The 23,606-nt window shown below is 50.0% G+C and carries 21 protein-coding genes, 1 tRNA gene and 1 pseudogene; 7 read left to right on the top strand and 16 right to left on the bottom strand.

The genetic code is table 11. The features are described from left to right. Positions 1–855 (bottom strand): sigma 54-interacting transcriptional regulator (locus tag VIN66_RS11275; RefSeq protein WP_331924085.1); only part of this gene is annotated, 855 nt, incomplete at its 3' end. A 186-nt stretch (positions 856–1,041) separates the two neighbouring features. On the opposite strand from VIN66_RS11275, the gene ytfE reads away from it, so the two are divergent. Together ytfE and VIN66_RS11265 are read left to right on the top strand one after the other, a co-directional pair. Further along, on the top strand, positions 1,042–1,758 hold the full coding sequence (gene ytfE / locus VIN66_RS11270) for an iron-sulfur cluster repair protein YtfE (protein WP_226765951.1): 717 nt from the start codon (positions 1,042–1,044) through the stop codon (positions 1,756–1,758). Positions 1,759–2,172: 414 nt separating this feature from the next. Further along, a tRNA-Cys gene (locus VIN66_RS11265) sits at positions 2,173–2,274 on the top strand. A gap of 59 nt (positions 2,275–2,333) precedes the next feature. On the opposite strand, the gene VIN66_RS11260 is transcribed toward VIN66_RS11265, so the two are convergent. Continuing rightward, positions 2,334–2,846: a nuclear transport factor 2 family protein gene (locus tag VIN66_RS11260; RefSeq protein WP_331924084.1), complete on the bottom strand. Its 513-nt coding sequence runs from the start codon at positions 2,844–2,846 to the stop codon at positions 2,334–2,336. A 217-nt stretch (positions 2,847–3,063) separates the two neighbouring features. Between VIN66_RS11260 and VIN66_RS11255 the strand changes: the two genes are divergently transcribed. After that, the gene (locus tag VIN66_RS11255; protein WP_331924083.1) at positions 3,064–4,086 is read left to right on the top strand and encodes a DUF4105 domain-containing protein; all 1,023 of its coding nucleotides are present in this window, start codon (positions 3,064–3,066) and stop codon (positions 4,084–4,086) included. A gap of 46 nt (positions 4,087–4,132) precedes the next feature. Here the strand turns inward: VIN66_RS11255 and VIN66_RS11250 are convergent, their stop codons facing one another. The 5 genes from VIN66_RS11250 to VIN66_RS11230 all read right to left on the bottom strand — a co-directional run bounded on the left by VIN66_RS11250 (position 4,133) and on the right by VIN66_RS11230 (position 12,201). Further along, entirely contained in the window at positions 4,133–4,939 is an 807-nt protein-coding gene (locus VIN66_RS11250) for a LytTR family DNA-binding domain-containing protein (RefSeq protein ID WP_331924082.1), read from the bottom strand. Further along, a complete protein-coding gene (locus tag VIN66_RS11245) occupies positions 4,936–5,997 on the bottom strand; it encodes a sensor histidine kinase (protein ID WP_331924081.1) in 1,062 nt (353 codons plus the stop codon). Before VIN66_RS11245 ends, VIN66_RS11250 begins: the two co-directional genes overlap by 4 nt. 63 nt (positions 5,998–6,060) lie before the next feature. After that, positions 6,061–8,592: a glycoside hydrolase family 3 protein gene (locus tag VIN66_RS11240; RefSeq protein ID WP_331924080.1), complete on the bottom strand. Its 2,532-nt coding sequence runs from the start codon at positions 8,590–8,592 to the stop codon at positions 6,061–6,063. Positions 8,593–8,655: 63 nt separating this feature from the next. Further along, entirely contained in the window at positions 8,656–9,435 is a 780-nt protein-coding gene (locus VIN66_RS11235) for a family 16 glycosylhydrolase (RefSeq protein WP_331924079.1), read from the bottom strand. Between the two features lie 75 nt (positions 9,436–9,510). After that, complete coding sequence (locus VIN66_RS11230; RefSeq protein ID WP_331924078.1) at positions 9,511–12,201, bottom strand: TonB-dependent receptor; 2,691 nt, start codon at positions 12,199–12,201, stop codon at positions 9,511–9,513. Between the two features lie 326 nt (positions 12,202–12,527). Between VIN66_RS11230 and VIN66_RS11225 the strand changes: the two genes are divergently transcribed. Then, on the top strand, positions 12,528–12,890 hold the full coding sequence (locus VIN66_RS11225) for a hypothetical protein (RefSeq protein ID WP_331924077.1): 363 nt from the start codon (positions 12,528–12,530) through the stop codon (positions 12,888–12,890). Between the two features lie 74 nt (positions 12,891–12,964). Here VIN66_RS11225 and hemN read toward each other — a convergent pair whose 3' ends face one another. From hemN to moeB, 3 genes are all read right to left on the bottom strand, one after another. Then, a complete protein-coding gene (gene hemN / locus VIN66_RS11220; protein ID WP_331924076.1) occupies positions 12,965–14,326 on the bottom strand; it encodes an oxygen-independent coproporphyrinogen III oxidase in 1,362 nt (453 codons plus the stop codon). A gap of 105 nt (positions 14,327–14,431) precedes the next feature. Beyond that, positions 14,432–14,962, bottom strand: a complete 531-nt coding sequence (locus VIN66_RS11215; RefSeq protein WP_331924075.1) for a DinB family protein — start codon at positions 14,960–14,962, stop codon at positions 14,432–14,434. Positions 14,963–14,976: 14 nt separating this feature from the next. Further along, entirely contained in the window at positions 14,977–15,747 is a 771-nt protein-coding gene (gene moeB / locus VIN66_RS11210; RefSeq protein WP_331924074.1) for a molybdopterin-synthase adenylyltransferase MoeB, read from the bottom strand. Positions 15,748–15,915: 168 nt separating this feature from the next. Between moeB and VIN66_RS11205 the strand changes: the two genes are divergently transcribed. Next, positions 15,916–16,686, top strand: a complete 771-nt coding sequence (locus VIN66_RS11205) for a dienelactone hydrolase family protein (RefSeq protein ID WP_331924073.1) — start codon at positions 15,916–15,918, stop codon at positions 16,684–16,686. Positions 16,687–16,691: 5 nt separating this feature from the next. On the opposite strand, the pseudogene VIN66_RS11200 reads toward VIN66_RS11205, so the two are convergent. The 3 genes and pseudogenes from VIN66_RS11200 to yegQ all read right to left on the bottom strand — a co-directional run bounded on the left by VIN66_RS11200 (position 16,692) and on the right by yegQ (position 19,835). Further along, positions 16,692–18,224: pseudogene (locus VIN66_RS11200) on the bottom strand (GNAT family N-acetyltransferase). Positions 18,225–18,321: 97 nt separating this feature from the next. Continuing rightward, the gene (locus VIN66_RS11195) at positions 18,322–18,513 is read right to left on the bottom strand and encodes a YfhL family 4Fe-4S dicluster ferredoxin (protein WP_226766772.1); all 192 of its coding nucleotides are present in this window, start codon (positions 18,511–18,513) and stop codon (positions 18,322–18,324) included. Between the two features lie 2 nt (positions 18,514–18,515). Further along, entirely contained in the window at positions 18,516–19,835 is a 1,320-nt protein-coding gene (gene yegQ / locus VIN66_RS11190; protein ID WP_331924072.1) for a tRNA 5-hydroxyuridine modification protein YegQ, read from the bottom strand. A gap of 161 nt (positions 19,836–19,996) precedes the next feature. On the opposite strand from yegQ, the gene VIN66_RS11185 reads away from it, so the two are divergent. Next, positions 19,997–20,323 carry a response regulator gene (locus tag VIN66_RS11185; protein ID WP_331924071.1) on the top strand — a complete coding sequence of 109 codons (327 nt, stop codon included), beginning with the start codon at positions 19,997–19,999 and terminating at the stop codon, positions 20,321–20,323. 3 nt (positions 20,324–20,326) lie between these two features. Then, positions 20,327–21,268, top strand: a complete 942-nt coding sequence (locus tag VIN66_RS11180) for a diguanylate cyclase (RefSeq protein ID WP_331924086.1) — start codon at positions 20,327–20,329, stop codon at positions 21,266–21,268. 22 nt (positions 21,269–21,290) lie between these two features. Here VIN66_RS11180 and VIN66_RS11175 read toward each other — a convergent pair whose 3' ends face one another. The 3 genes from VIN66_RS11175 to VIN66_RS11165 form a co-directional block, all read right to left on the bottom strand. Continuing rightward, positions 21,291–22,238, bottom strand: coding sequence for an alpha/beta hydrolase-fold protein (locus VIN66_RS11175; protein WP_331924070.1), 948 nt, complete (start codon positions 22,236–22,238; stop codon positions 21,291–21,293). A 38-nt stretch (positions 22,239–22,276) separates the two neighbouring features. Next, positions 22,277–22,741: a VOC family protein gene (locus VIN66_RS11170; protein ID WP_134055874.1), complete on the bottom strand. Its 465-nt coding sequence runs from the start codon at positions 22,739–22,741 to the stop codon at positions 22,277–22,279. A 104-nt stretch (positions 22,742–22,845) separates the two neighbouring features. Continuing rightward, positions 22,846–23,606: ABC transporter ATP-binding protein (locus tag VIN66_RS11165; protein ID WP_331924069.1), on the bottom strand; the 761-nt coding region annotated here is incomplete at its 5' end.

The raw sequence follows: 23,606 nt of genomic DNA, 5'->3' as shown, positions 1-23,606 counted from the left end.
GAGAAATAAAGTGCCGTTATCCGCGGCCTCAAATCGTCCCGCCCGTTCAGAATGCGCTCCTGAGAAAGCCCCTTTGCAATGCCCAAACAATTCACTTTCCGCCAGGCTTTCCGGCAACGCTGCACAATTGATATATATCATGGCTTGTTTCGCCCGATTTGAATTACGATGCAAATGCCGTGCAAAAAGCTCTTTCCCAACACCCGTTTCTCCAAGCAGCAAAACCGGCAAATCAGAGGTGGCCACTACACTAAGCTCTTGCAAGATTCGCGTAATTGCAGGGCTTTGCCCGATTAATTCATACCCTTGCTTCACCCGCGGCTCAAATGATTGCTCATCGGTCTGGTGGTTCAACCTTAGCGCGCGGTTTGCCTGCTCTAACTCTGTCATGCGCACTGCCGCTTCAACCAGCAAACTGTAACGTTGCAGTTCATACACTGCTGCAGGTGAAAAACTGCCAGCTTCCAGTGCATCCAATGTTAGTACTCCCCAGCATCGCCCCTCGACATACAGAGCTATACCCATACAATCATGCACCGGCAGAGCGGTTCCGGGTTGCTCGGCAAGCAAGCCATCGTAGGGATCAGGTAATTCAGATTCAGGCTCAAAGCGAACCGGGTTTCTGCTAGCCAAAATTGCCGCAAGCCTAGGGTGCTGCGCTACAACAAAACGTCGCCCCTGTGCATCACGAACAAGCCCATGCAGTGCGACCGGCTTTAATACATCGTGCTCGAGTCGCAGTAAACCAACTGCACCGCAGCTGAAATGGCTGCGTAGCGTACTGACCAAACGCTGCAATCGCACAGCTGCAGGCAGTTCGGTAACTAAATCAGCAATTAAGCTTTCTTGTAGCATGGTACTTTTTACTCCCAGGTGCTTTTTACCCTTCGCAGGCCGGGTGAAATGTACCATACAGCAGAATAAAGCTATATAAATCAAAGGTGGTAGTTTTGGCCTGGCTCTTGCTCTTTGTTGCTGGAGATTACGTGATTAAGCACATCACGGGTGTGCTAACAGAAACTATTAAGTCAGGAGTGTTTTATGAATTCGGTAGCCGTCTTACCTTTACTAGAGCAATCGCTTGGACAATTGGCAACCAGCATTGCCGGCGCCACGGCAATATTCCATCAATATAAACTGGATTTCTGCTGCGGCGGTAAACAAAGCCTTGCCGACGCTTTGGCCAAAAAGCAGCTTGACCCAGCCGCTGTGCTTAGCGAGCTTCAGCATCTGCAACAGCAGGATAATAGTTTTACCGATTGGCGTGCCAAACCGGTCAAAGAGCTGATTGCCTATATACTGGAGCGCTTCCATGAACGTCATCGCCGCCAGCTACCCGAGTTAATTCGCCTAGCACGTAGAGTAGAACATGTTCACGCCGGCGACCCACAATGTCCAACAGGGCTTACTGATCATCTTGATGACATGTACCAGGAACTGGAAAGTCACATGATGAAAGAGGAGCAGATCCTGTTTCCGATGTTAGCCGGCGGCATTTATCCATCGGGGCCAATCAGCGTGATGGAAGAAGAGCACCTGCAACATGGTGATGCGCTTGAAGTACTGGACAAGCTTACCAACAATATCACGCTACCAGCAGATGCCTGCAATACATGGACAGCGTTGTACCTTGGGTTAAAGGAGCTAAAAGAAGACCTAATGCAGCACATACTATTGGAGAATGAAATATTGTTTGTACAGCCAAAAGCGATAGCGAAAGACGATGACCGCCAAATGTGCTGTGGCAGTTGCCAATAACATCACCTCATAAACTTGCAGCGGTCTACAGGACTTCAAACCTTGTCTTTTGTTGGGTCTTGTAGACGCTATTTAACATTATTACTAAAGGCTGATAATTCGACCTGCTCCACAACATCAAACATTTTTAGCCGGAAAGAGCACTTCCTTAACTAGGTTAACTAGATCGTAAAATTATAAAACTTTTATATTGTGCGCAACAATCATAAAGTAGCCCCATGCCATGTAGTGCGCAATATATTGATATATATGAATATTGCGCATTATACGTAAATTAATAAGCGAGGTGATGGTCAAAATGGAAATTTTGATTTTGTGGCTTTTTTGTGGCTATTTTTTTGACTAATCAATTTTTAAAACGCCAAATATCAAACTTGCAGACTCCTTTGGATGCGCTAACATTAAGTAAATAAAGCGTTCTACGTAGTTTATCGGCACTTAGTGATACTTTTGATAACTGTTGTAACCCCCTTGACATGGTGGGGGTCGGTGGTTCGAGTCCACTAGGACGCACCAATAAATTCAAACAAAAACGCCGCTCATTGAGCGGCGTTTTTGTTTGCCCACATCTTTGTTTAGGTTCCCGGCTTTGCAGTAAGCTGTATCCGGTTAATAACATCCTCATACTGACTCAGGTCGAGAAACGCGATAACCTCAGTTGCACGCTGGTTCTCCATTTTAAATATCCACACAAAGCTATTGTTATAAGGTTTCCCGTCTTTGGCCACCCCGGCGCCATTCCAATAAACAACCACATCGTTACCGTCTGCCCATATGTTATTAACTGTTGGCTTCACGAATGTAGATAACCGGGCCGCAAATGGCGCTACAGCCTGTTTTATAAATGCATCACGCCCCCGGTAAATGCCCGCTGTAGGGCCTGTTCCCTTGATGGTCCAAATCACGTCGGGCGACAGTACATCCTGAAAAAATGTGCCGCCACCATCAGCCCACTGCTGAAAAGCCTGCGCAATAAATTGCTTATTCCGCTGCGTAATTGAGGTGTCAGACGACGCCAGCGCAACCCCGCAGTGGAGCAGCATCCCAATAAGTACCAAAGTCTTCCAAACATAACCTGATGTTGTCATATCAACGTCTCCTGTTAGCCACTATAGATTGCTCAGGCCATATAATGTGGCTCAGAGAGGCCGGATAGCAGTAGCATGATTGTCCTAAGTTGTTGCACGATTATCTGAGTTGAGTACCCGACTAAGCCCAAACCTATACATAGGTATATCAATTGCAGATAGCCGGAAACAAGCGCAGAAGATAAGCTAAGTACAACGCGGTGAATGGAGACAGTGTATGCGATGGGGACAAGTAGTAGTTGGTTTGGCAGTGCTCGTAGCAACGGCATGGGGTTGCCTGGCATTGTGGTTTCAGCTACCCCGCCAGTTTAGCGCTCTTGGTTTGATAGTGCTGGGCGCTTGGGGACTGCTGGGTGCGATTTCTGCTTTCACGCTTTTGTGGCGTTATCAAGCGCGCTACCGCCGCAGATTACTTGGCGCTTATATGCTGTCGGCCACGCTGTTATTGGTTTGGTGGTACAACATTTCCCCTTCGCATGACCGGGATTGGGCCGATGATGTTGCTTATTTGCTGCAATCCGAAATACAGGGCGATCAGGTTAGGCTACACAATGTACGCAACTTCGACTGGCGCAGTGAAACTGACTACACATCACGCTGGGAAACACGCCATTACAACCTGAACCACCTGGTTTCTGCCGACCTGATCCTTTCATACTGGATGGGGCCGCACATTGCGCATACGCTGGTTTCATTCGGCTTTGACGATGGCCAGCAACTTGCTTTCTCTATGGAGATACGTAAAGAACGTCATGAGTCGTTCTCCGCTATCGGCGGCTTTTTTCGCCAGTTCGAGCAGGTGATCATCGCCGCAGATGAGCGTGACATTATTCGCACCCGCAGCAATGCACGTCATGAAGACGTTTACCTGTATCGTTTGAGCATGAGCCCTGAGCAACTGCGCACGCTGTTTCTCGGCTACTTGGAGGCTGCTGAGACGCTGCGCACCGAACCTGATTTCTACAATAGCTTAACCAGCAACTGCACAACGATAGTGTTTGATTTAGCCCGCCAGATAGCGCCTGAGATCCCGCTGGATTACCGGCTGATATTATCGGGCCACTTTGCCGAGTATGCTTATGATTTGGGTGCACTGGTGCCTGAGTACAGCTATCTACAATTACAGCAACTGGGTTATATCAATGTCCGCGCTCAAAACAGCGATACCAATGATAAACACGACTTTTCCCGACTTATCCGCTTGGGCGTACCAGGAGCGTCTGTTAAAAACACTCCATGAGTTCAGATTGACGTTAGGGTTGAAAAAGGCAGGACATGCAATCAGGTTACCCGGTTTTGTCGCCTGATAAACTGAGCTTTAGCTGCCTGCTGTAAGTACGGCTGACTTTTAACGATTTCTGATTGGTTAACACGAGGTTGTATTCTGAATTCATTAAGGGTTCGAGTTTTACCACATACTGCAGGTTTACAATGGTTGATTTATGAATACGTAAAAAGCCGTCAGGCAGTACATCGTTGATCAGGCTTTTCATTCTGGCCCGCATGACAAATGTTTCTGCATTGGTGTGAACACACATATAATCGCCGGCGGCATCTATCCATAGTATTTCCCGATAGGGGATCAGTTGCGCAGGATGATGTCCGTCCTGTATTACCAGTTTTTCCTGCTCAATCCTATACGCTGGCACAGTGTCAACCGCACCTGTAGCGTCACCTTTTTGGACAATATCGGCAACTTCCAGCAGATGCTGCTTGCTTGTCTCAATACCGATATTGGCGACAACTCTGGTTATCGCCTCGGCCAAACGCTCTTTTTTCACCGGTTTAAGCAAATAGTCCAGTGCCCGTACCTCAAACGCTTTAACCGCGTATTGATGAAACGCAGTAACGAAGATAATGGCCGGGCAGGCTTCCGGTTGCAGCTGCTTTATTAATTCAAAGCCTGATTGACCCGGCATTTCTATATCAAGGAATATTAAATCCGGCTCAGTTTTGCTGATAAGTTGCAGCGCATCGGCAACATTGCGCGCATAACCGACTACCTCAATCTGTGAAAAAGCGCCAAGCCTGATAGCCAGCCCTTCAATAGCACTGTATTCATCATCAACCAGCAGCGTTTTCAGTAGTTTCATCGCCTGTTTTCAGCCCATTCCAGCGGGATACAGATACTCACTCTGGCCCCACCTTTTTCACAATTGCCAAGTGTTAAGTAACCGGAACCCGGATAAATTAGCTGCAGCCTGTCCTGACAATTTTTAATGCCAATACCAAAAGATGTTGGTGCTGACGGATTAAAACCGGTGCCGGTATCACTGACACTGATATGTAGCTGATCGGCAACCTGCTTGACGGTCACTGAAATAACAATACTGTTTTTTTGACCCAGGCCATGTTTTAACGCGTTCTCGACCAGAGGTTGCAGCAACAACGATGGCATAAGCACAGCATAGCAGGATGGGTCTGCACTTATTTGTACGTTGAGCTCACTTTGAAACCGGCACTGTTCTATATCGACATAGGTTTGCAGTATGGCAATTTCATCCTGCACCGTTATTTTCGCTAAAGGGTCGGTATATAAACTGTAACGCAGGAAATCGCACAACTTTTCCAGCATTGCCACCGCATTGGCATTGTGCTGTTTCAGAATCAGGGTACAGATAGCATTGATACTGTTAAACATAAAATGCGGGTTTAACTGATAGCGCAGCATCTTCAGCTGCGATTCTTTCGCCAGATGCAGCGCCTCTGCCGCCTGGTGGCGCTGCTCTGCATTATCAAGATAGATTTTTATGCCATAGTAACCGGCGGTCCAGGTTGCCAGCATCGTCAGTGAGGCAGATGTCCAGGTACCAAAATCAAACCAGGTCATGGGTTGCCACAAGGTGCCATAAAACCACTGCAAGCTGTGCCATTTAAACTGCGTCCACAGCAGTGAGGCCGCCAGCAAGCTTATAATATGCATGCTGATGCTGACACCGGCAGCTTTTAGCCTGAAGCCTGTATAAAGTTTTCTGAGCCACAAGGTAATAAAAAAGCCGCAACAGGTGTCAAGTACCAGATGCGGCAGATGTATAACCCAGGGTTCCTGCCCCGGCATTTTTATCATCAGCTCGGTAAGTAGCGCATAGGCCAGCCAGCCGCAGTATTGGCACAACCAAAACAACTGGCTTTTTGATTCGATCTTTATCAATTAGTAACCTTAACATTGAGCCACGTGCCCGGCGTGTTTGATTGCCGGGCATAAAGCTCACTTTTACTGCCCACACCCCAGCAACAAAGCAGATGGCGTTACTGTGTTAACTAAGGCGATATCTGCTACGGCGAGGCTGAACTGCTGGTCGGTACTAAGCCGTACCGCCTCCTCTGCTGACTGCGGTTTACTTCGCGCATCATCGCAATGCAGCGCTAAGGCTACAGTATGCCATTTGCCCGGTGTCATGTTCTGCAGCAAAGGCTGCAGCGATTCAGTGCGTAAACAAAGTGCTTGCTGACACATCACAGCAATTTTCACATCAGCCGTTGCAATCTGGTCAAGCCGGATATTCATTTGCAAAAACTTGCTGCTGATTGCCTCTGTTAGCACTTGTGCGTCGGCATAGGCCAAACTGGCTGAGGCTGCTTCAGCTGTATTTTGCCAGACAAATTTTCTGCCATCTTCCTGATACGCCAAATTGACAGACTGCATGGTGACACTTTTGCCATCGGCGCTGACAGCAGATGGCGTATTAAACCTGTCCAGCAACTTAGTACTGTCTGACAGGGCCCACATCATACCATCAGCAAGATTTCTGACAAATAATGGTATCTGTTCAGCGGCATTTTGCACTGGCTGCGCCCGCGTTGCTTCAGATAATGGCGCAAGTTCAGTCTGGTCAGCATAAGTCAGGCCATAGCCATAAGCAAACAAAGGATCATACTGCGCCTGGCCGACATTTAGCAGGTATTGATCATCAAATTTGGGCCAGGAGAAGCTTAGTTTGCCGCGAAAATCATGCTGAATGACACCGTCTTTGTCTGTCAGCAATACATCGGCAATGCCCTGCCCTTCAGAACCCGGTAGCCAGGCGGCAACAAAGGCATCAGACGCATTCAGCTCTTTATTAACCCACAGTGGCCGGCCGCTTAAAAACACTGTCACTACCGGAATATTCTGCTGTTTCAGGCGGTTAAGCAGCGCCAAATCGCGCTTGTTGCCATGCTGGTATTCCAGTTGCTGAATATCACCAAACCATTCTGCATAAGGCTCCTCGCCAATAATCACAATGGCGACATCCGGTTTGTTTGTGTATTGCCCGTCTTCGCGCAGCTCAACACGACCGCCGGCGGATTCAATCTGTTGACGTAAACCGGCATAAATTGACGTGGCATTGGGAAAGTCGGCATTAGTGTTATCGGTACCCTGCCAGGATACACTCCAGCCACCGGCTTGCTTGGCAATATTATCTGCGCCGTCACCGGCGATAAGCACTTTGCTTTTTGGTGACAGCGGCAAAATATTATTATTGTTTTTCAGCAACACCAGCGTTTTTCTAACTGCCTCTCTGGCCAACTCACGGTGTTCAGGCGCATTAAACCATTGCGGATTAGCCGATTCCGGCCGGCCGGAAGGTTTGCCCCGGCCAAACACGCCCCAGCGTATTTTGGCGCGTAAAAACCGCCTTACCGCATCATCGAGCCGTGCAGCAGAAATAACACCGTCTTTTACCTGCTGCAGGGTATTGTGGTAAAAGGCTTCAAAGTGCTCCGGCACCATCATCACATCCACACCGGCGTTAAAAGCGGCCGCGCATTGCTCTAAATCGCAGCCATCAACAAACTTATGCGCATTCCAGTCGCTAATGACAAAGCCGTCAAAGCCCATTTGTTGTTTAAGCACGTCCGTTAACAGATAACGATCGCCATGCACGCGTTTACCGTTCCAGCTGTTAAAGGATGCCATCACTGACTGCACGCCGGCAGCAATAGCGGTGTAATAGCCCGCCGCATGAATATCACGCAGCACTTGCTCAGTAGCCACCGTATCCCCGCGGTCGATGCCATTTTCAGTGCCACCGTCGCCAACAAAGTGTTTAGCGGTAGCGATACGTCGATAATCCGTTAGAAACGTGTCGCCAATCTCACCCTGAACGCCGGTTACCATAGGGCCGGCGTAAGCAGCAACAACGTCCGGATCTTCAGAAAAGCTCTCGTACGTGCGGCCCCAGCGATCATCTCTTACTACGGCAACAGTCGGTGCAAACATCCATTCAATGCCGGTTGCCGCCACTTCTTTCGCCGTCGCCTGGCCTATGCGGTGGATTAAATCAGCATCGCGCGCTGCGCCAAGGCCAATATTATGTGGAAACAAGGTGGCGCCATACACATTGCTGTGACCGTGCATCGCATCGGTACCCCAGATAGTTGGAATACTGCTGCCATCTTCGCTGCTATCGACAGAGGCCGCATACATTTCATCAGCATACTTAAGCCAGGTTTTGGCATCGGCCTGCTTTTGGCCATAAGGTGCAGTGTTACCACCATTCAGATATGAACCAAAACCATATTTACGCATTTGCGCCACGCTAAGATAACCAATCTCAGGCTGGATCAGCTGCACCACTTTTTGCTCAATAGTCATCGAAGCCAGCAGTGTATCAAGCTGCCGTTCTATCGCGTTATCAGTTTGCAGTGTGGTGTTAACTTTTGGCCAACTGACTTTTTCCGCGTCAGCGTTAATACTGCCAACAAACAGGGCTGAACAAACACATAAGCTTTTAGTCAGCGCAGAATGAGAAACAAAAGACATAGTGAAATCCTATACGCCTGCAGTAAAGCTATGCCGCTACGGCATTGCTGCAGACATTTGTATTTAATGGGGAATGTATTCAATAAAATCGTAATAAGCCCAGGCCGTGTCGCCAAAGTACTGGCCCGGAAAGTAAAAGCCGTTTTGAGAATTGTCGCCATGCCAGTGGTTAAGCATGATTCTGGTATTGTCGACCGGCCAGGCATAAGCCGGGATTTCATCGTTTGCCAGATAACCATCGCCATTATCTTTGTAAACCGTGCGCAGGGTTTGCTCATTGCCACTGGCATCATACACATACCAGCGGATCTGGCTTGCACTCCAGTCAAAACCAATAGTTAAAAGGTTCTGCTGAATGTTAAGGCCATATTGAGCAAGGTCGATGTCGAGCTCCCAGCTTTGATAAGTGCCGCCCTGAGGCTGATAAATCACATTGGTATGTACCACATTGCCAAGCGACGGCAAAAACTCAATATCGATTTCCTGCCAGGCCCGGCCGGGCGCATCCCACCAGGAGGTGTAGGTAAAGATTGACGCTACAGTACCCGGCGTATTGCCGGTTTTCAGCGCGCCCTGCACTTTGCCATAACCATAACTTGCCTGGCTTTGCAGCTCTGCACAGCTGCCCTGGCTTAGCGCCAGCGTAATACCGTGCGAGCTTGGCGAAACCATACCCGGCGCAAAGGCGCAGCCAAAGGGTGAACCATTACTGCCGGTTCTGGCAGACCAGATACCGCTGTTAAAGCCCCAGCTAAAGTCATCTTTAAAGTAGCCGGCGTGGGCCGTGGTAGTGCTAACAAAACAAAAAGCAGCACAGATGAGGTTGATAGTGTTTTTCATCATGATGTCCTGTCTGTTGCGGGATAAAGCGCCCGGAGCACAAAGCTGCTGCCCGGGCGCAGTATTGAAGAGCTGGCGTTAGAAATTAAAGCCAGCGCGGATACCGTAGTAACGTGGCATACCAAAACTACCTTTATTAATACCTTTGCCGGTGTTGTTCCAGTACTGCACCACTTCGTCAGTGGCGTTGTTGATAAATACTTCGGCGTACCAGGCCTGGCTTTGCGGTTCATATTTTAATGACGCATTTACCATGGTGTAGGCATCGCGTTTATCGGTAATGTACAGCGCGGCTTCATCGCTGACGGTAAAGTCCATGTCGTCCAGATGTTTATCCAGATTCCAGATGGTGGTGTAAGACTTATCTTTCCAGCTCAGGTTAAACCAGCCGTGCACAAAGCCGAACCGACCTAAGTCAAAGCTATGGGTATAGCTGACATTGGCAGTAAAGCGCGGCGTCATTGCCAGGTCATTGCCTTTCAGGTTCGTGGTCAGCAACGTGTTTTCCGGGTCTATCGAGTCTTCATACGACAGGCCAAACAGGTATTCCGGGTCGTAATCCCACTTGGTGATCCAATCCTCGGTAACACGGGCATGGGTCCAGGTGGCATAACCGGTGATACGGCCGTTCTGATACGGTTTCCAGTCAAACTCAAACTCGATGCCTTTAATGGTGGCGCCCGGCACGTTTTGCGTGTAGTAGGCAATCACCGGCTGGTTCTGATAATCCAGGATCGGCATGCCGTTATCATCCAGGATCGGCGTGCCGTTTTCATCTTCTACCGGTGATAAGCGCTCCACATTGCCGATAGAACCAACAGAGGCATACTGCATATCGGTGTAGTCAGTATAGAAAAACGCCGCTTGCAGGTTTAGCGAGTTATTGAAGAAACTCGATTTGGCGCCAAGCTCCAGCGTCAGCACTTTTTCCGGGTCAAACTGGGTTTCAAAGCGGCTGACTTCGCCTGTTCTGTCGTTTACCACTTCAAACACATCGCCTATGCCACCGGCTTTAAAACCCGACGCCAGATAGCTGTACAGCATGGTATCAGCGCTCAGGTTGTAATCCAGGCCGATTCTGAAATCGTGGTTACGCCACTGGCCTTTATTATCGTTTTCAAAGTACGAGGCATAAAGTGCCGGGTCATTAAAATAATCCACCGGTAACTCATTAAGTACAGTCCGGTTTAACCAGCCCGGCGCACAGCCGTCGGCGTTAGAGCAGCGGTAAGTGCGGCCGCCTTTATCCTGCTTGGTTTCATGGCTGAAACGGTAGCCGAAGGTTGCGTGTAAATCTTCGCTAAGGTTGTATGTGGCCTGGCCAAATAACGCATAAGCTTCGGTTGAACGATCCGGCTGATCCCAGAATGCTTTGTCATCCATCGGGTTATCGTAGTAGCCTACGGTTGTGGTCTTTTCGTGGAAATAATTAATACCGGCAATCCACACCAGATCGCCAAACTCGTCAGACTGTAACTGCAGCTCGGTCGAGTAAGATTTCGCGCCGGTACCTTTGAGGAAATAGATAGCGCCATCCCAAGGGTCTAAGCCGGTTTCACTGTCCTGGGCGGAGGACCTTTCCATTTTCTCATAACCCAGCAGCCATACCAGGCTCATCTCATCGCTGAGCGTGTAGTTCAGCGTATTGCGCAGGTAAGTAATATCAAGGTTCAGTTCACCCGGTACGTTAACCACCGCCTGATAGGTATTATCGCTGGGTAAAAACGATGAACAATCGCCGCCAAATTCGGCCGGCCGGCCACGCAACTGATCGCAGTTAACTAAATCCAGCGTACCGGCGCTGTCGTTCACATATTGCTGAAAAACAGTATGGTTGCTGAACTGTCCGTGCGCTGGCTGCCATAAGGTACTGATGCGAAATGAGTGTTCGTTAGCGTTGTTATAAAAATCGCTTTTGTCGGCCGGTGTCAGTGCGCGAACGCGCTGTGCTTCAGGGTTAGTACCAGCGCCATCTATCCACCAGTTTTCCCGCTGCGTGACGGTTGAACCAACGCCCTGATAGGAGTCTTCTGAAATAACCGGAGCATTGAGTACCTCGTCGCTCAAACGACGGGTGTCATACTGGTTTGGGTCCCAGTAACCTTCCAGGTAAGAGTCGCGCTTTAAGCCTTTAGCCGCAATACGAACAGCAAATTCATCATTTAGCGGAATGTTAATAAAACCGCCGAGGTTTTTGCTGTTAAACCGGCCTGCTTCAGCATTAATATTGCCAGAAACACCGGTAAAATCGGGCTTAGCTGAAATAACATTGATACTGCCCACCGTTGAGTTGCGGCCAAATAGCGTACCCTGTGGCCCGCGTAGCGCTTCAACCCGCTCTACATCGTACATCAGTGCCAGTGCGCCCTGCATACGCGGCGAGTAAATACCGTCTAAATGCACACCTACCGCCGGATCGCCCAGCTCCGTAATGTTAGTAGAGCGCACGCCACGCATTGAAATAACCGGCGCTGCCTGATCAGTTGCGGTTGAAATATCCAGCCCAGGTACTAAGTCGGCGATGTCTTTTACGTTATTAACCCCGCTTTGCCTAAGCTGCGCTTCACTGAGCGCTGATATTGCTACGGGTGTTTCCATTAATTTGGTTTTACGCTTGGTTGCGGTTACCGAAATCACTTCGATTGCGGTGTTATTTTTTGCTGATGCTTGGTTCGCTGTATCATCCGCTGTCTGCTCAGTTTCCTGCGCGCCAAGCGGTAATGCACAAGCCATCACGATGGCCATAGTTATAGTATTAAGCTTTAACATGTCTTATCCTCCCCGGGGTGTACTTAGTTTTTTGCAGGTACAACTACCCTGCTGTTGTTATTTTTTTCAGCACTTTAGTTGGGGTATCAAGGCGAAGGCTATATCATTTCGGTAAAGCGAATTGCTGACAATACAACCCGAAAGTCAGTTACGGCAAAAACCAAGTCATATCTATAAAAGTGGCAGCTGATTTAACTTGCTGCGCTTTCACTGCATTAGTTTTATTTATCTATTACGCTTTATTTTATCTCGTGTATCTTACACAGGACTGTAACCTGCATTTTATACCATGAGCGTATATCAACATCGCTCTACAGAGGTTACAAATGAAACTGCTATCAATCGCATTAACGGCGGCTCTGGCCGCAGCAAGCTTAAATGTTCATGCAAGTAACAATACTTATACTTATTCAAATACTGAATACTGCCAGCTGGCAGCTTCCAACTCCGCTGAAAGCTACCTTGTGGCCTATAGCCGTAAATTGGGATTTGAACCCACATCAAAAGAGTGCGAAGTGCTGCTGAGCAAGAATGACCAAAGCCGTATTGAAGCCCGGCAGAACGTGCGTAAATTTTTAAAAGAAGCTTTACAGGGCTCGTTGATCCGGCCAAGCGATTCACTAATCCGCAAGCTGACAGACATGCCTGAGCAACAACGCCAGCAAGAATTATCTAAGTTTGTTGGTTAATTGAACCAGTAGCAAAGCTTGTAAAACTGGCCGGTGAGTTAATTGACACCGGCCAGCGTCTTGCTGGTCGTTTTTTATACCACTTTTGAATAGCGTTGCTGGCCGGTATTTAAATAAGCATCAAAGCATGCGCAGATACTGCGCACCCAAAGCCTGCCGGTAGATGTAACTTTTATACGCTCTGCATATATTTCAACCAGGCCATCTTCCATAAAGGGCTGCAGCCGCTCAAGCGCATCGCTAAAATAATGCCAAAAATGTGGTAACTGCCAGTTGCGGCTAAACACGGTAATATCCAGCTCGAAATGACAAATTAACTGGCTTATCAGTGCGGCACGTAATTTATCATCGGCGCTTAAACTAAAACCGCGTCGCGCCGGTAACTCACTGGCACCTACTGACGCATAGTAGTCGGTGAGTTCTTTGCTATTTTGCCACAGTACGCCATTCACCTGGCTGATAGATGATACGCCAAGGCCAACCAGCGCATCCTGCCCTGATGTGGTGTAGCCCTGAAAATTACGCTGAAGCTTGCCTGCTTGCTGCGCTTTAGCCAGCGCATCATCGGGTTTAGCAAAATGATCCATACCAATAAACTGATAACCGGCCGCAACAAAACGGCTAACTGCCAGCTGCATCAGCGCCAGTTTCGCCGGCGCATCCGGTAAGGTACTGTCGGCAATTTTTCGCTGCGCCGCGAAACGCTCAGGCAAGTGGGCATAGCTAAACAGTGAAATGCGGTCAGGGTTTAAGCGGATAATCTCTTCTACCGTCTGGGCAAAGCTGGCCGGTTGCTGAAACGGCAGACCATATACCAGATCCAGGTTAACCGAGCTAAACCCCAGCTCGCGGCTAAGCGCCACCTGATGGCGGATAAGCTCAGTGTCCTGCACACGGTTAATCGCAATCTGCACTTTTTCATCCAGATCCTGTACACCAAAACTCACCCGGTTAAACCCCAGGCTACGCAGATGTTTCAGCTTGTCGTCACTGCAACTGCGCGGGTCTATTTCAATGCTGATTTCGGCATCGGCGTTAAGCGTAAAGTATTTGTGCAGCATGGCCATCAACCGGCTTAGCTGCACTTCCGTCAGAAATGTGGGGGTGCCACCACCTAAGTGCAGCTGTTTAATACGTTTGGTATCGAGCAGCGGCGCATACAGCTGCATTTCCTGCACTAAAGCGTCCAGATAAATGTCGGCTTTATGCTGATGGCGGGTAACGACTTTATTGCAGCCGCAGTAATAACACAGCTGATGGCAAAACGGGATATGCAGGTACAGACTCAACTCGTCCTGGCTGCGGCGGATGGCACCGGGAATAACAGATAAATCAAAATCTTCTGATAGCGACAGCGCAGTTGGGTAAGAGGTGTACCTTGGGCCGTTAATGTTGTACTTACTGATTAACTCAGGATCCCATTTAATACTGTGCATTCTCGCCTCTGTTATAACAGCTGCCGGTAGCGGCGACGCCAGTATAAAGCGGCTAAGCGGCAGTAACTTTGATCTGCCGCAAGCGCTCATCACAACTCAGGCTGGCTAAGTAATATAAGCAACAAAGTCGGTCACGCCGGCATCGTGGCCCAGCTGATTTAGCAAGGTGGTGATCTGCCCACGGTGGTGGGTTTGATGATTAAACATGTGCGCGACCGCAACCCAGGTGGGATGCTCGCGCAGCACGCCCTGGGAGTTACGGTACTTCATGCTACTGGCCAACTGCTCAGCGGTCAGCTCCGCCGCCCAGCGGATAATCAGCTGATCTGTAATCGCCCTTTGCGCGTTAAGCTCAGCGAAGTCAGCGTAGAGCTCGTCTCGTAATGAACCAAACTTATGCACCAGTTCTGCCTGTTGTAACGACTGCATAGCGGGAAATGCAGTGGCAAAACGGCCCAGCCAGATCCTATCCGCCAGCAGAATATGGTTAAGCGTAGCGTGTATCGAGCCAAAGAAGGCTGCCATATCTTTTTTACGCTCTGTGTCAGTCAGCCCGGCAACAAGTCCATACAACCGGTGGTTAAATTCGGCGTTGTACTTAGCAAACCCCTCCATCTGTGCCTGATGTGCTGTCATGGTATCTCCTGTGATTATTCGGTTTTTGGTGCCGGGGTTGCGCATACACTGCACAACGGGTCTTTGTTCAGGCTTAACTGGCGCCACTGGCAGGTTAACGCATCAAACAGTTGTAGCTTACCGTATAACGGCGTGCCGACACCGGCCAGAATTTTCACCGCTTCAAGCGCCTGCATGCTACCAACAATACCGACCAGCGGGCTCAAAATGCCGGCTTCCATACAGCTTAACTGCTGCTCGCCAAACAGCTGGCTTAAACAGTGATAACAGGCATCATCACCCTGCATACTGAAACTGGCTACCTGGCCTTCAAACCGTATAGCCGCGCCTGACACCAGCGGCACACGTGCTTGAACGCAGGCCGCGTTGATTGCATTGCGGCTGGTTAAGTTGTCTGTGCAATCCAGTACCAGGGAAAACTCAGGCACCAATGCTGCTAAATCGCTGTCGCTCAACCGCCGGGACAGAGCACTAACCGAAATCTCGCTATTTAGCTGACGTAAGCTCGCTGCCGCTTGTTCCACTTTGTTAAGGCCAACGTCATGCTCCCGATACAGAATTTGCCGCTGCAAATTGCTGCTATCGATACTGTCATCATCTGCCAGCGTAATACTGCCCACGCCACTTGCCACCAGATAAGGCGCTGCGGCGCAACCTAAGCCGCCCATGCCAATTAACAATACTTTGCTACCAAGCAGCGACTCCTGGCCGCGAAAATCAAGTTGCGGCAGCATCAGCTGGCGGCTATAACGCATGGCCTGCTCCGCGGTAATCGGTTTAATCATTGGTTGCTCTTCTCTTATCAATTCAGCTGTCAGCGCAGAATATCAAATGACGAATATGCCTCTTAAGAATGAGGCTGTTAGCGTATTTTACCACTATGCTGATACTCAGCTAACGTAGCTTTGGCCGCGTACTACATCCTGACAACAGCCAATCTGTGGAGACATGCCATGAAAAACTATCTTGCAGCAACCTTACTGCTGTTTATCAGCTTTGCCGGCCACAGCGCCGTAACAGAGCAAACACTGAGTATGCCAGACGGACTGGGCCAGATGGTGATATACAGCAATAGCGACACCAAAAGTGCCGGACCCGGCGTTATTGTAGTGCACGAGTGGTGGGGCTTTAATGATTATGCCCGCAGCCGCGCCAGACTACTGGCTGAGCTTGGCTACAGCGCCGTAGCGGTTGATATGTATGGCCATGGCAAAGTGGCTGAACATCCGGATAATGCCAAAGCTTTTATGCAGCAGGCACTGGCCGACTCAGAAAAAATGCAGGCCCGCTTTGATGCAGCCAAAACCGCACTGGCGAAGTTGCCATCGGTTGACCCTGCCAGGCTATATGCTATTGGTTACTGCTTCGGCGGTGCTGTGGTACTTAATCAGGCCCGCAAAGGCGCCGATCTGGCCGGGGTCGCCAGTTTTCATGGCATGCTGGGTACGCAGGCGCCAGCGGAAAAAGGCCAGGTTAAAGCTCACATTCTGGTGGCTACCGGCGGTTCAGACCCCTTTGTGCCGGCACAGCAAGTCAGTGACTTTACGCTGGAAATGGCCAATGCCGGCGCCCGCTTTGATCTGCTGAACTATCCGGACGCCAAACACAGCTTTACCGACAAACAGGCAACAGAAAATGGCAAAAAATTCGGCATGCCATTTGAATACAACCGCCAGGCCGACGCGCACAGCTGGGACACCTTTTTAAGCCTGTTGCAGCAGTAGCGGCGTTATTTCACATTCGGTTTTACCAACGACAACTGATAGACATCATGGCGGCGATCTTTCAGCGTATTCACGCTGCCATGACTGTGCAGCTCTTTCAGTAAGTCCAGGTCAACATCGACTATCAGCAGCATTTCAGAATTAGGTGTTGCTTCAGCCTTTATGCCGGTGGTGGGAAAAGAAAAGTCAGATGGCGTAAACAGCGCCGATTGCGCATACTGAATATCCATATTATTCACCCGGGCTAAATTTCCCACCGCGCCGGCAATGGCGACATAACATTCGTTTTCAATCGCCCGCGCCATTGCACAGTGACGCACCCGGGTATAACCATTTTGGGTATCGGTTAAAAACGGCACAAACAGAATATTCATACCCTGCTCAGATAATAACCGGGCGTACTCCGGAAACTCGACGTCGTAGCAAATCATAATGCCGATTTTGCCGCAATCGGTATCAAACACTTCAACACGGTTACCGCCGCTCATGGCCCAATTGCGTCTCTCTGCCGGCGTAACATGCACTTTGTCGTACTGCTCCCAGGTGCCGTCACGGCGGCATAAAAAGCCGCTGTTATACAACTTGCCTTTTACCAGATACGGCATGCTGCCGCTAATAATGTTGATGTTATACGCAATAGCAAACTCGATAAATTTATCGCGGATGGTTTCGGTGTACTTTGCCAGTTGGCGGATGCTTTCGGTTACACTAAGGTGGTTGTAGTGTTCCATCAGCGGCGCGGCAAACAGCTCCGGAAACAGAATAAAGTCACTTTTGTAATCGGATACCGCATCTACAAAAAACTCCATCTGCTCAAACAGCTGTTCAATATTGGCCATATTGCGCATTTGCCACTGCACCAACCCCAGCCGCACTTCGGCTTTAGGCGCGTTGATCAGTTTGACTGATTTGGTGTAGTAAATATTGGCCCATTCCAGCAATGTTGCATATTCCTGCGACTACACATCGCCACGCAAATAGCCTTTAAGTAAGCGCCGGACATGAAAACCATTCGCCAGCTGAAAGCTCAGCACCGGATCATGGATCTCTTTGCCTTTTACTTTTTCGATATACTGCTTTGCACTTAGCTTGTCAGCATACTGGTTATAGTTAGGCATCCGGCCACCTGCCATGATGGCGCGTAAGTTCAGGTTTTCGCACAGCTCTTTGCGGGCATCATACAACCGCCGGGCCAGACGCAAACCGCGGTAATCAGGGTGAATAAACACCTCTATGCCGTACAGTACATCGCCATTATGATCGTGGTTTTCAAACGAAAAACCGGTGACTATCTGCTCGTAAGTGTGTTCATCACTGAATTTACGGTAATCAATAATCAGCGAAAACGCACAGCCAACCACTTTACCATCGACGCAGACACACAGCTGGCCATCAGGAAATTTCGTCAACAAGGTATCAACGACAGGCTCTGTCCAGCTCAGTAAAGGTGCATCCTGATACACCTGTTCAGAGGCTTTACGTAGTTCGGTCATATCCTGACGGGTAAGATGGCGTACTTCTACATGATTGGCTTCCATAGGGTCTCCGGCAATAGTTACACTGCATTAAGCGTAACACAGGATACGGCTGCCGGCTGAATTGAGCATGACTAAGCTTAAAAAAAGCCCAAATTTATCATGCAATTAACTCGATACAATCTATCGGACATACTGCAATACAGGTCGGTTTGTCGTAAAAGCCGATGCATTCTGTACAGCGTGCCGGGTCCACTTCATAGTGTTTATCGCCACGGCTGATAGCATCATTCGGGCACTCCGGCACACACATATCGCAGTTAATACAACTGGCTTCAATCAGCGCCGGCATGGCTAACCTGCCGGCACAGCTAAAGGCTGCGACGCAGCCTTAACGTTATGTGGCAGCTGCTTTACCAGCATGGCAAAGCGTAAATCATGCTGTCCGGCCAATTTAACCTTTAGCTGATAACAAGCACCCGGCGCCAGCACTATGTCATTATCCTGTTTATCCCGCAGCGCCTGCAGTACAAAAGCACGGTTGCCCTGTGGGGTCATCAGCATAAGCTCATCCCCGACGGCAAACTGGTTTTTCACTTCCAGCAAAGCAAAACCATCTGCGTCCTGTTCAGCTATAAACTCGCCTACCAGCAACTGCTCTCCCACACTATGGCTGGTGTCGTAATTTTGTAAATCCTGTGGTTTATGCCGGCGCAGAAAACCTTCGGTAAAGCCGCGGTTGGCCATGCCCTCCAGCTCGCCAAGCAGTTGTGAGTTAAACGCCTTGCCTGCGGCCGCATCATCTATCGCTTGCCGGTACACCTGGGCAGTGCGGGCAACATAGTATGGTGATTTAGTCCGGCCTTCTATTTTCAGCGAATGCACGCCCATAGCTGTCAACGCCGGTACATGTTCAATGGCGCGCAAGTCTTTCGAATTCAGAATATAAGTACCGTGCACATCCTCGTCTATGGCCATCAGCTCGCCCGGGCGGCCCTGTTCCTCCAGCAATGCGGGCGTGCTGACAGGGTTAAACTGCCCGACCTCATCCTCGCGCGCCGCATGCACCTGATACGGCCAGCGACAGCTGTTGGTGCAGGCGCCCTGATTAGGATCACGTTTATTAATGTAGCCCGACAACAAACAGCGCCCGGAGTACGCCATACACAGCGCACCGTGCACAAACACTTCCAGTTCCATGTCCGGCACTTCCCGGCGAATGTCGCCTATTTCTTCCACCGACAACTCACGCGATAAGATGACCCGCTCTACGCCCTGCGACTGCCAGAACCTTACCGCTGCCCAGTTAACCGTATTGGCTTGCACCGACAGATGCAGCGCCGTAGCGGGAAAATGTTGTTTCAGCAGATAAATAACGCCGGGATCTGACACGATCAGTGCATCGGGCCCAAGCGCCACCACCGCTGCCATATCAGACACAAAGCTCGTCAGCTTGCTGTTATGTGGCGCAATGTTTACCACCACATAAAACTTTTTCTTCAACTGGTGTGCTTCGCTAATGCCCTCGGCCAGTGTGGCTAAATCGAACTCGTTATTACGTACGCGCAGGCTGTAACGCGGCTGCCCGGCATACACGGCATCAGCACCGTAGGCAAACGCCAGACGCATTGCTTTTAAGCTGCCCGCAGGCGACAGTAACTCAGGTTTTCTCATTGCTTTTGCCCAGACTGAAAAGGCGCTCATTCTAGCGTTTGCGCTGAGTGGGGTTTTGATCTGACGCAATATTGCCACTAACAACAGCGTCGGATGTTGTCTTTGTGTTGTATTTTTTTTGCTATAGAATGGCCGTTAACTGATTGAAAAACGGACATTCAATGGACGCGTTAATTGTAGAACCCAGCCCGACCTACCAGCGTATCCTGTCGCGGATGCTTGAAAGTTACGATTTTCAGCTTACCTTTGTCGACTCAGCGATTGCCGGGCTCAGGCAGCTGAAACTGCAGCGTTTTCAGATAATTTGTGTTGCCATGTATTTGCCCGATCTTACCGGTATCGAATTTTGCCGGCTGGTGCGCCAGCAAAATGCCAAGGTACCGATTTTTATCGTTACTTCAGAAACCGAGCCAACACTGTTATCGTCAGCACTCACTGCCGGTGCTACGGATATTATCCGCAAAGATGATTTGCCCAGGCTGGAATAGAGCCTGCATACACTGATCCCGCTGGGGCCCTTTCGCTATAACATCAGCGGCAAAGCCTTATACCTTGAAGACAGCCTGACGGTAGCCAAGGCCACTGATGCCAAGTTAAAACGGCTTGGGCTGCAGATGGATCATGCATTTTCTATCGCCCAGGCCATGCAACTGCTGAGCAGCAATAAATACGAACTTATCATGACCGATATCGTGCTGCAGGATAATGAAACCGGTATCGATTTTATCCGTGATTTGCGCGCCGACAGCCGCTTTGCGCAAACGCCTATTCTGGCGGTCACCAGCCTGGAGAGTATTAACCGCCGTATCCAGGCGCTGCAATCGGGCGCGAATGATTACATCTCCAAGCCGGTGCTGGATGAAGAGCTGTTTGCCCGCATTAATAACCTGATTTCCTCCACCCGCTTAATTGAGCAGCTAACCCGCGAGCGTCAGCGCTTGTTAGAGCTGGCAACCAAAGATCATCTTACCGGCTTGTATAACCGTCACTTCTTAACCGAGCTGGCGAAAAGACGCTTTGCCGACGCAAACCGCCAGCAAACGGCACTGTCAGTACTGGTTATCGACATCGATCATTTTAAGCAGATAAACGATCAACACGGTCATCAGGTTGGTGACAAGGTGTTAAAGCGCATTGCCGTCATGCTGCAGACACTTTTCGCTGCCGAAGATCGCTATGTCGCACGCTTTGGGGGTGAGGAGTTTGTCGTACTGTTAACCGGCTACGATTTGCAAAGTGCCACAGAGCAGGCCTGCCAACTGTGCCAAAGCCTGCATCAACTGCAGCCGGAAGGCATAGTCACCAGCGCCAGCATTGGTGTTGCCACTCTGGCAACCGGGCAGGAAGAATACTTCGATGAAGTATTCGCCCGCGCCGATAAAGCCTTGTATCTGGCGAAACAACAAGGCCGTAACCGGGCGATAGCACTTTAATTTGTGCCGGCGCTTGGCGGGCCTACTGGTTTTCAGCAGTGCTCTGCAACTGGTGCTGCAATAACCAAAGGTACAGATCTGAGCCGGCATACACCTGTTTCCAGGCGTCATGCCCGGCTTGCTCCAGCATGCTAAAGCGCACGTTGTCATGTCCGAGCTGGCGCAGCCTTTCTATGCCAGGATAAAAGTAGTTTTTATTGATGGCGAGATCGCGCCCGGCGGCAAACACCCACAATGGCGTTTGGGCAAGGGCGATAGGTGCCATTAAATCCGGATGCCCCCAGCCAACAATGGGCGCAACCGCTGCAAAAAGCTCAGGCTGCTTACTGGCTAAGTACCAGCTGCCAAAACCACCATAACTGATGCCGGTTAAATAGCGCCGCTGTGCGTCGACATTAAACTGCTGCTGAACCTTGTTCATGATTGTCAGCAGATCCTGTTCAGCCCGCTCCCAGCCATCAGGCAACAGCGGCGGCACAGCTGACATATCGCCGGCAATGGCTGCCGGCACTATCGGTTTGTCGGATGGAAACATTGCCGGCCTTGCCGGTACGCCATCCTTCAGCCGTGCAGGAATAGCATCGCGGCTGCGGTTGGCAATATAAGGTACTTTATCCATACCAAACATATGCAGTTGTGGCACCACGATAATAAAAGGCAGGTCACGCTTTTGGACCCACGCCTCATATAGCGGGCCATGGATCAGCGTATAATCCAGCTCGTCCAGGCCGTTACCGCGCTCACCATTGCCGTGTAAAAACAGCAGCATTGGCCATTTCTTATTCGTATTTTGCTGATAGCCGGAGGGTAAATAGACAAAATATTGCCTGGCGGCATCGTCGATACTGCTAATGTAATCCAGACGCAACAACTGTGCGCTCTGCGCAGTTGCTTCAACCGGCGGCTTGTGCACCGTGCTGCAACCGCTGACCAGCACCAGACACAGCGCAAAATAACTAAACAGCCTCATTCTCCCTCCGAAAATATCCACCTTAATGGCAACCGTTATCAGCCACCAAACAGTTCTGCAGAACGCTTTGCCATTTCTTCTTCACTGACATCTTCAATATGGGTTGAGATCATCCAGCGATGACCAAAAGGGTCAACCAGACAACCGCTGCGATCACCATAAAACTGGTCAGCGACCGGCATCACCAGCTTAGCGCCAGCTACGGTTGCACGCTCAACAAACGTATCTACGTCAGGCACATACAACATCAGTGTTACCGGGCTGTCACCGAGCATATCCGGGCTTTTACTGCCCCAGTCATCATTCTGCTCGCTGAGCATAAATACCGCCGCGCCGATGCGCAGCTCGGCATGCATGACTGCACCCGATGGCATATCCATCCGCATAATCAATTCAGCGCCAAACGCATTCTGATAAAAATCCAGTGCCTTAGCAGCGTTTTTAATCACCAGATAGGGTAATACTGCAGCATAACCTGCCGGAACAGCCTGAACTTTAGACATAACCTTCTCCTTAGCAAACCAGATGTTGAAAACGGCTTTAGTATAGCTGGCATTTTACCGCTTACCCTTTTGATGTATATCGCTAAAGTCATTTAAACATGCCGTTAGCTCAGCAACTGCAATTGTGCCAGCTGCTGATACAGCGGGCTGGTTTGCAGCAACTGCTGATGCGTACCACTGGCGATTAACCGGCCCTGCTCCAGCAGCAAAATGCGATCGGCATTAATTACCGTGGCTAAGCGGTGCGCAATAATCAGCGTCGTTTTGCCCTGCATCAGGTTGTCCAACGCCTGCTGCACCTGCTGTTCACTGATAGCATCCAGCGCACTGGTCGCTTCATCCAGCAGTAGTACCGGCCTGTCTGCCAGAATAGCCCGGGCGATAGCAATACGCTGCTTCTGACCGCCGGAAAGCCGCACGCCCCGCTCTCCCAGTTGTGTGGCATAGCCATCGCTGAATTCGCGGATAAAACTGTCTGCCCGCGCGGCAATACAGGCAGCGATCACTTCCTGCTCTGTTGCCTCCGGCCGGCCATAACGCACGTTCTCCAGTACTGAAGTAGCAAAGATCACCGACTCCTGTGGCACCAGCGCAAACCTGGCGCGAAGCTCGGCCAAATCGACACTGCTGATATCAACATCGTCGAGCAGGATCTGGCCGCTGGTCGGCTGATAAAAACGCTGCAACAGTTGGAATAGTGTGGTTTTACCCGCACCGCTTGGGCCAACCAGCGCTATACGTTCACCGGGTTTAATCTCCATATCAAGCTGCTGCAGTACCGTTTTATCCGCCGCTAACGGATAGGCAAAACTCAGTTGACGTATGGCTAGCCGGCCTTGAACCGGTGCGTTAAACGTTACCGGTG

This window comes from Rheinheimera sp. (assembly GCF_036568245.1).
Taxonomy (GTDB): Bacteria; Pseudomonadota; Gammaproteobacteria; order Enterobacterales; family Alteromonadaceae; genus Alishewanella.
Note: the sequence above shows the minus strand (reverse complement) of the source record. Positions and strands in the feature narration are given on the sequence as shown.

Excerpts from the sequence above, each read along its gene's own strand:
- VIN66_RS11175 (WP_331924070.1), bottom strand. The coding sequence starts at position 22,238 with ATGAGGCTGTTTAGTTATTTTGCGCTGTGTCTGGTGCTGGTCAGCGGT.
- VIN66_RS11205 (WP_331924073.1), top strand. The coding sequence starts at position 15,916 with ATGAAAAACTATCTTGCAGCAACCTTACTGCTGTTTATCAGCTTTGCC.
- VIN66_RS11260 (WP_331924084.1), bottom strand. The coding sequence starts at position 2,846 with ATGACAACATCAGGTTATGTTTGGAAGACTTTGGTACTTATTGGGATG.
- VIN66_RS11170 (WP_134055874.1), bottom strand. The coding sequence starts at position 22,741 with ATGTCTAAAGTTCAGGCTGTTCCGGCAGGTTATGCTGCAGTATTACCC.
- VIN66_RS11230 (WP_331924078.1), bottom strand. The coding sequence starts at position 12,201 with ATGTTAAAGCTTAATACTATAACTATGGCCATCGTGATGGCTTGTGCA.
- VIN66_RS11235 (WP_331924079.1), bottom strand. The coding sequence starts at position 9,435 with ATGATGAAAAACACTATCAACCTCATCTGTGCTGCTTTTTGTTTTGTT.
- VIN66_RS11215 (WP_331924075.1), bottom strand. The coding sequence starts at position 14,962 with ATGACAGCACATCAGGCACAGATGGAGGGGTTTGCTAAGTACAACGCC.
- VIN66_RS11195 (WP_226766772.1), bottom strand. The coding sequence starts at position 18,513 with ATGCCGGCGCTGATTGAAGCCAGTTGTATTAACTGCGATATGTGTGTG.
- ytfE (WP_226765951.1), top strand. The coding sequence starts at position 1,042 with ATGAATTCGGTAGCCGTCTTACCTTTACTAGAGCAATCGCTTGGACAA.
- moeB (WP_331924074.1), bottom strand. The coding sequence starts at position 15,747 with ATGATTAAACCGATTACCGCGGAGCAGGCCATGCGTTATAGCCGCCAG.
- VIN66_RS11255 (WP_331924083.1), top strand. The coding sequence starts at position 3,064 with ATGCGATGGGGACAAGTAGTAGTTGGTTTGGCAGTGCTCGTAGCAACG.
- VIN66_RS11225 (WP_331924077.1), top strand. The coding sequence starts at position 12,528 with ATGAAACTGCTATCAATCGCATTAACGGCGGCTCTGGCCGCAGCAAGC.
- yegQ (WP_331924072.1), bottom strand. The coding sequence starts at position 19,835 with ATGAGAAAACCTGAGTTACTGTCGCCTGCGGGCAGCTTAAAAGCAATG.
- VIN66_RS11185 (WP_331924071.1), top strand. The coding sequence starts at position 19,997 with ATGGACGCGTTAATTGTAGAACCCAGCCCGACCTACCAGCGTATCCTG.
- VIN66_RS11250 (WP_331924082.1), bottom strand. The coding sequence starts at position 4,939 with ATGAAACTACTGAAAACGCTGCTGGTTGATGATGAATACAGTGCTATT.
- VIN66_RS11240 (WP_331924080.1), bottom strand. The coding sequence starts at position 8,592 with ATGTCTTTTGTTTCTCATTCTGCGCTGACTAAAAGCTTATGTGTTTGT.
- hemN (WP_331924076.1), bottom strand. The coding sequence starts at position 14,326 with ATGCACAGTATTAAATGGGATCCTGAGTTAATCAGTAAGTACAACATT.